Annotated in this window: 2 protein-coding genes; both read right to left on the reverse strand. The window is 61.7% G+C overall.

Annotated features, from left to right (window positions below):
• A partial coding sequence (locus KA184_22275) for a hypothetical protein (protein ID MBP8132317.1) occupies positions 1 to 3791 on the reverse strand: 3791 nt, incomplete at its 3' end.
• 296 nt (positions 3792 to 4087) lie between these two features.
• The gene (locus tag KA184_22280) at positions 4088 to 6994 is read right to left on the reverse strand and encodes a hypothetical protein (protein ID MBP8132318.1); all 2907 of its coding nucleotides are present in this window, start codon (positions 6992 to 6994) and stop codon (positions 4088 to 4090) included.
• Positions 6995 to 7049 lie beyond the last annotated feature (55 nt).

The following is a 7049-nucleotide window of genomic DNA, read 5'->3' on the forward strand; positions in this document are numbered from 1 at the left end:
CCTTCGCCCTCACCTTCGCCTTCGCCCTCGCCTTCGCCCTCGCCTTCGCCTTCGCCCTCGCCTTCGCCCTCTCCTTCGCCCTCGCCTTCACCTTCGCCCTCGCCTTCGCCTTCGCCCTCGCCCTCGCCTTCACCCTCGCCTTCGCCCTCGCCTTCGCCCTCGCCTTCACCCTCGCCTTCGCCTTCGCCTTCACCTTCGCCTTCACCTTCACCTTCACCTTCACCCTCGCCGCCGGGCAGGAATGACATCATGCATTCCGTCACCCACCAACCAGTTCCAGGCGGCGTGCTGCCGCAAATACCACCTTCATGGCCGCAGTCTATGCCGTCCCACTGGACCAACCATTCAGGATAGCCGGGGGAGTAGCAGACGACGGTGCCGGTCGTGCCGGCCATGATGCAGCTGCTACCGTCCGGGTTGTCCACGATGGACACCACGCGGTCGCCCGGGTTGAACATGCCGGAACCGTGATCGATGCATGGCTCGCAGATGACCTCAATCTGGGATTCGGTAACATACCAGCCAGTGCCTGGCTGGACCGTACCGCAGCCGCCGTACTGGTAATTCCCGTCGTGACCGCAGGTAATACCGTCCCAGCGCACCAGCCAGTCATAACCGGTCCCAGGATCGATGGCGCAGATGATCGTGCCCTTCGTCCCCGTCACGATACACGTGCTGCTATCGGGGTTGTCCACCGTGCAGGCGACGCGCGCGCCCGGCGCGAAATTCTGCGGGCAAGGCTCGCCCTCGCCTTCGCCCTCGCCTTCACCCTCGCCTTCGCCTTCCCCTTCACCCTCACCTTCGCCTTCCCCTTCCCCTTCCCCCTCGCTTCCAGTTTCCGTAGCCAGGATAACGTAACTGCCCGTGGCGCCGTTGTACCCGGATACGCGCACCATGTATTCGGTTCCGAACGCGACCGGAATGGTCACCTGCGATTGGAGACTGCAAGAGTCATCGTTGCAGGCAAGCTCTGGTCCGCCACAGAAACTGAATACCGCAAGGGTAGTGTCATAACCGCTGCCGCACAAGCTGATGAGTGCGGAACCGTTGACATGGGCGGTATACGAGTACCAGAGGTCCCGGTAGTCGTTATAGGCGCAGGAAGTGACATCCGTCCCCGTCATGCCGGCGGTAGAGCCGGAATCTGCAACGCCAGGAGTCAAGGTCAGGGCTGAAGAACACTCATCCGGCGTTTCGACTGTCTCAAACGCATAGCAAGTGGTGTCGCTATCCTGGTTTTGCGCGTTGTCCCATGCATCCACTTCGAAGAAATAGGAGGTCCCGGCGTCCAACCCTGCCAGAATCACGCTGTGGCTGGTCGTAGGCGCGCTCACTTGGGCGGTGAAAGGATACGGTCCGCCGCAGGTCTCGCCGCACGACACGCGCGATGTGGCCGGTTCGTCAGTGGTGAAGGTCACCGTGGCCGATGTTGGCGTAACGTTGCTTACCTGCACGTCGCTGATGACGGGGGCTTCGGAGTCGACGGCGGCGGAGTCGGTCTTGTCTGCGGGCGACCCGCCCCCGGTATCCGTATCATGATAGGTGACGACGATGAGGTCGCCGTGCGCAACCTGAAGCGTGCCGTCTTCCTGAGCCTTCGCGCATGCAATGGCCAGCGAGCCCGTGAACAGCCCAGGCGCGGGCTGCGCGGTCAGCGTCAGCGTTTCCTCGTCGCCGCCGGCCGATGTCAAGACGACGTCGTGGCTGGACTCGCCGTCCAGGTCCGCGTCGCTGAGCATGACCGAGACCGAATCCGGGCAGGTGTACAGGTCGCGGTCAAGCGAAATGAGTCCGTCGGAGCCTGCGGTCACGGGCAAGATCGCCTGGTATGCATAGCAATTGGGCGCGGTCACGGTGAGTATGGCCTCGCCTGCCGTCAGGGGCGGGTCCAGCGGCACGGAGACCGAGGCCTTGGCCGTCACGGCCACGCCGTGCAACACCCCGCCCTGCGCGACCGCAACAACCGCACCGGTCTTATCTACGGTCACCGAGAAGCTGGGCGCGCCCGCGGGAATGACCGGGAGATGCGAAATGGCCATCTCCTGAATGGTGTCCGTGCGCACGTTGACGGCGGGGTCGCCCATGATGTTGTACATCTCGAAGTATCGCTGAATGGTCGAGGTGTTGCCGTAGTACGCATACAGGCCCGCCTTCGCGCGGTTCATGGAGCCGCCGGTCCAATTCAAGCCCTCCTGGAAGAATCCCTCGAACATTTCCTTCTCAAGAACATCGTCCTCGTTCCAATAGGACGTGACGGAAGAGCCCATGTAGGCAAACGCGGCGTTCGAATCGCGCAGCCACGTTTCGCCGAAGCACTCCGACAGGTCATAAGCGCCGGTCAAGCAGGAGAACGACTGCACGAACGGGTAGTCCGTGTTGGTTGAAGCCGCCACATTGGAGGCGGAAAACGGCGGGCCATCCGCCCAGCTGGTCTCCGAACCGTGCCCCGAATAGCACATGATCGAGCGGCCCGCGTTCAGAGCATCCAGAACTTGCTGCGTCGTGCCGTCGTAGGTGACCATGAAAATTCTGTCGGACGTGAATCCGGCCGGCGTGAAATAGTTGGAGATGACATAATTATGCGTGCCCTCGGTCACACCATAGTTGTCCTGGCCCGCCATAAACGCGGCGTATTTCTCCCAGGACACAGGTTTGGCGGGCTCGGCGAGGTCACCCGCCTTGTCGGGGAATACCCATTCATAATTCGAGGTCTTATTGACGGCATTCGCGAGTTGTTGCGCCGTGCGCACGCTGAAACGCCCGTAACCCAGGTCCGGCGTGTTGTATTCCGAACCGTCTACGGTCACGTAATAGAGGTCCGTTGCGGGACTGTCCGCCGTTGAGCCGACCCAATTGGGGATCGTATCCGTGTCGCCGACCAGGAGCAGGAACTCCGGCGGAACGTCCCAAGTGTCATAAGCCGTCTGAACATAGCTCTTGATGGCCGCCGTCGTCGTGCCCGTTGCGGCCGTGCTCACCAGCGTAACATCGAAACCACGCCCGGTTTTTGCATCCGCGAAGGCCTGAAGCACCGCGTTCGCCGCGAACGTGGGATTCGCGATGATCAGGTAGCCCGCGGGAAAGGCCGTAAACGCCTTGCCGGACGGCGCAGCGGGATTCAGCAGGAGCGGATCGATTGCGGAATCAAGAAGAGATGCGCGATAACGCTCTTCCCGATACTCCGGCGCGGCACCGGCGCAGTCCCACAAGACGTCAAGAACAAGCGAAGTGCGCGCCGTCAGCGCATTGGCGGCGGGCACGTAGTCAATCGGATACACCGTGAGCAGGTACAGGATCCGTCCGCGCTGCGTGCCATAGAATTCGAGTTCCGCCGGGACAGGCCGCATGCTCTTGGCCTCGGCGTACACGGCGCGGTCCCAGGCGAGGGGCGCCTCTTGCGCATGGGGCAACTTGACGCGCGGCGGTTGCACGGGGAACAGCGGCGGCGCGGCCGCGTCTTTGGGCGGCACGAGCGCTTCGACCGTCTCCTCGATAATCTCGACCCGCACGTCGGTGGCATTCACGGGAACCTCGACCAGACGCCGCCACGCGGGCAACTCCGGCTGGCCAAGCGCCCCCGAGACGCCTGTCCCCGGCACTTCGAGGCGCGTAAACGGCTGCGCGTCCTTAGAGACCTCCAATAACGCCGCGCGTTGGACCATGCAAGTGACTTCAAGCCCATTCTCGCCTTCGGTTACGGCATACCTAAAGGCGTCCTCGCCGGACGCGCCGGCGGCGCGCCATTCCGACGCGAAGACTGGCCCCGAGACGAGAATGAATACAAGTGACAAGACTCTCCCATGCCCCGCGAAACAATGTGCGAACATGTACGTACCCCCGACTTCTTGGACAGAAGCGGCCATCGCAGAACGAGGCCCTGTGCAGCCAGAAATCCTGTTATTGCCCCACATCAGGTTCAATGGACGGACGTGACCGGCTGGAGCACTGCCCTCACGTCCCTGCCAACGTCCTGTTCAGCCTACCCCTGCGCGGGTCTATTGTCAACAATCACCCCGTCCCACGAAGATATGGAAAAAGCGCGGGAAAACGAATCGTCTCCCCGCGACTTGTCACGCACGTTACGCATTTAGTGCGCCAATCCCGGGCAGAATCCGTCCTCCGTGCCGTCGCCGGGGCAGTAACGGTAGCCGCCGATGTTGTAGAACTGGATGAGTCGCAGCAGTTCGGTCAGGGTGATGGTCCAACTTGGGCCGCCGTCATAGTCGGAGCTATGTGGCGCGCAACTTTGGTTCGCGCCGGGGCCCGGGACGTATCCGTCTTCCGTGCTGCCCGGATCGTCCGCACAGTGGAATCCGCCCGAGTTGTAGAACTGGATCAGCCGCAGCAGTTCGGTAAGAACGATTTGGAAATCGCCATTTTGGTCGCCCGAATGGACGCCATCTTCACCCTCGCCCTCGCCTTCACCCTCGCCCTCGCCTTCACCGTCGCCCTCGCCGTCACCTTCGCCTTCGCCTTCGCCTTCGCCTTCGCCTTCGCCTTCGCCCTCGCCATCGCCCTCGCCTTCGCCGTCGGCGCCTTCGCCCTCGCCCTCGCCTTCACACTCCCCTTCGCCTTCGCCCGGGATTTCCTCGACGACAGTGATGGAGACGGGGCCGTAGGTGATGTCCGCGCCGCGCACCGGGTCAGGCGCGTTTTCATTGTAGACACAGGTGTATTCACCCGTGTCGCCGAGTTCCAGCGAGGCAATGTTCAACGTGCGTTTGTTCGCGCCGGAAATGCGAAGGTCGTCCACGAGAGGCACGCCGTCCTTGTACCATTGGTAGGTCGTCTTGCTGACATGCAGGAGTTCGGGCACGTAGAGGCGCAGAGGTTCCCCTTGTTCGTACAGGGGATGGACCGCCTTGGGCCGGAGGCAATAATCCAGCGCTGCGTCCACGAAGCCGTCTTTCCCGTCGCATTCAAAATAGAGGTATTCTTCGGCGTTCGTGAACCCATCGCCGTCGGCGTCGCCGTATTCGTCCACAGTGATTATTTCGTCGCCGTTCGCGTCGAAGGCGCCGAAAAACTGCGGCAGCAGCACGTAATTGTCCGGATGGATCAATTGGAACTCGATGCCGGGCAGGAACTGGCCCACTTCCTCCATTTGGAGCGCCACAGACGCAAACGCGATGGTGAGCGTGGTCTGGTATTCGCCCAGAGTCTCAAATGCGGCGAAGATCGAATCGACCCCCGAGAATACACGGAGCAGCATGTTGTCGTGCTCGGGCGTGGGCAGGCCGCCCAGGTCGAACTGCATCTGCGCCAGGTTGTGCGCCCACGCATCCGCCGCGATCTGGTGAGACACGCCGCCGTGCGCGGTCAAGTCGACGCTCGGGTCCTTGAAGCAGCGTTCGAGCAGCCCGAATTCGTAGCTTTCGAGCATGCCATTACCCTTGATGTAGAGGGTGTTGACGTCGATCTCGTCGTCATTGAGCAGAGCCTGAACCACGGCGCTGATGTCGCCGTTCACATCAAGCTTGTCCGGCGCAAACGACACGGCATAATTGATCATATGCAGGTAGGGCTTCGTCAGGATATTGAAATAGGCGAGCACTTCGTCGAAATTGCCCGCCGTCGGTTTCTCCAAGTCCGCGAACGCAAATGGCCCGTAAAACGTGAATTTGCCGTTGTCTGTCCATTCATCCGTGTTTGTGCCGCCCAGGCGCGTCCCTTCGCCGTCGCGGATGCTGTCGTTATCGAGCACATGGATATGAACCACGTCTTCCGCCACGCCGTACGCCTTGATGCCCGGGTTGAGGTCAACGGTAACCGTGTAGACTTCGTGCAGGCCTTCGCCGGGCTGCACGTCGACCACCGCGGCCTGGCTGATATCGATGCCATTGCGGCCTACCGTTGCCGTGGCCACCTCAAAATCCGCCGCGTCCACGCCGGTTACCGGCTCGCTGAACGTCACCTGGAACTGATATTGCTCGCCCTTGGCGAGTTCAAGCGGCAGAATCTCGAACGCCTTCGGATAGTCGAGCCATTCGCCGATCACGCGTTCGACCAGCCGCCGCGCCATCACGTAATAGCCGTCTTCGCTCAGGTGCATGTCCTGGTCGAGCAGCGAAAACAGCGGCGAATAGTGGTCCGGGAAGCCGGGCAGAATCATGACATCCCCGCCGTGCGTCCAGGGAATGGTCCAGATATCGTCCGGCTCCACCAGCGTCAGCGGCGGGTAATCGTCCGGGTCGAACCCGGGCTTGACGTATCCCGGCGGCAATACCTGCACACCTGTTTCCGGAATGGGGTCGTTTTCTTCGTCATTCTGGTACTCGTACACGCCGTACGTGTATTGCATCAGCCCGTTGCTGCTCGCGAAGAAGACGCGGTCGCCCTTTGTCGCGGCCAGGCGCTGCTTGTAGATGTCCATGACCAGCAGCCCGGCTTGCTGGATTTCGAGACTGCATTCGCTGCGCTTCATGCTGCCGCCGTAGTCGTACGACGTCAGCAGAATCCGGATATCGGGCCGGACCGCCAAAATATAGTCGATGACATTCGACATGTCCTGGTTGATGATCTTGTCAAGCAGCAGTTCGTTATGGTTGTCCGGCTGGCCGGGACATTCCAGCTCCACCTCTTGCAGCGGGTCGTCCGGCAGCACGTATTCCGTGCCATAGAGCCCGTCATTGCCGCCCAGCGAAATGACCACGATGTCGATGGTCGGGTAGTCCCGCAGCATCTGTGAAATCGCCGCGCGGATGACCGTCGCCTGCGGGAACTGTTCCTCATTGACGAACTGGAACGTCTTGCCGCCGCCCACGACGGATTCGTTCGCCACTTCCGTGTACCGGCAATAACCCAGGTCGTCCAAGGCTCGCTTGAACGAGCGGAACCACCACATGAACATGCCCCAGCTGTCGCCGACAATCGCGATTCGCGGTATGGGGTCCGGCAGCACCCTTGCCTCTATTGCCCCCGCCGCGCCCGTGAACATTCCCCCAAGCAGACCCAATACGATCAACCCGCACAACAGCCGACAATTCCGACTCATGGTACTGGCTCTCCCTATGCCGTTCCGGCCGCAACATGCCCGCCGCATCCGGCGC

This window comes from Candidatus Hydrogenedentota bacterium (assembly GCA_018005585.1).
Taxonomy (GTDB): domain Bacteria; phylum Hydrogenedentota; class Hydrogenedentia; order Hydrogenedentales; family JAGMZX01; genus JAGMZX01.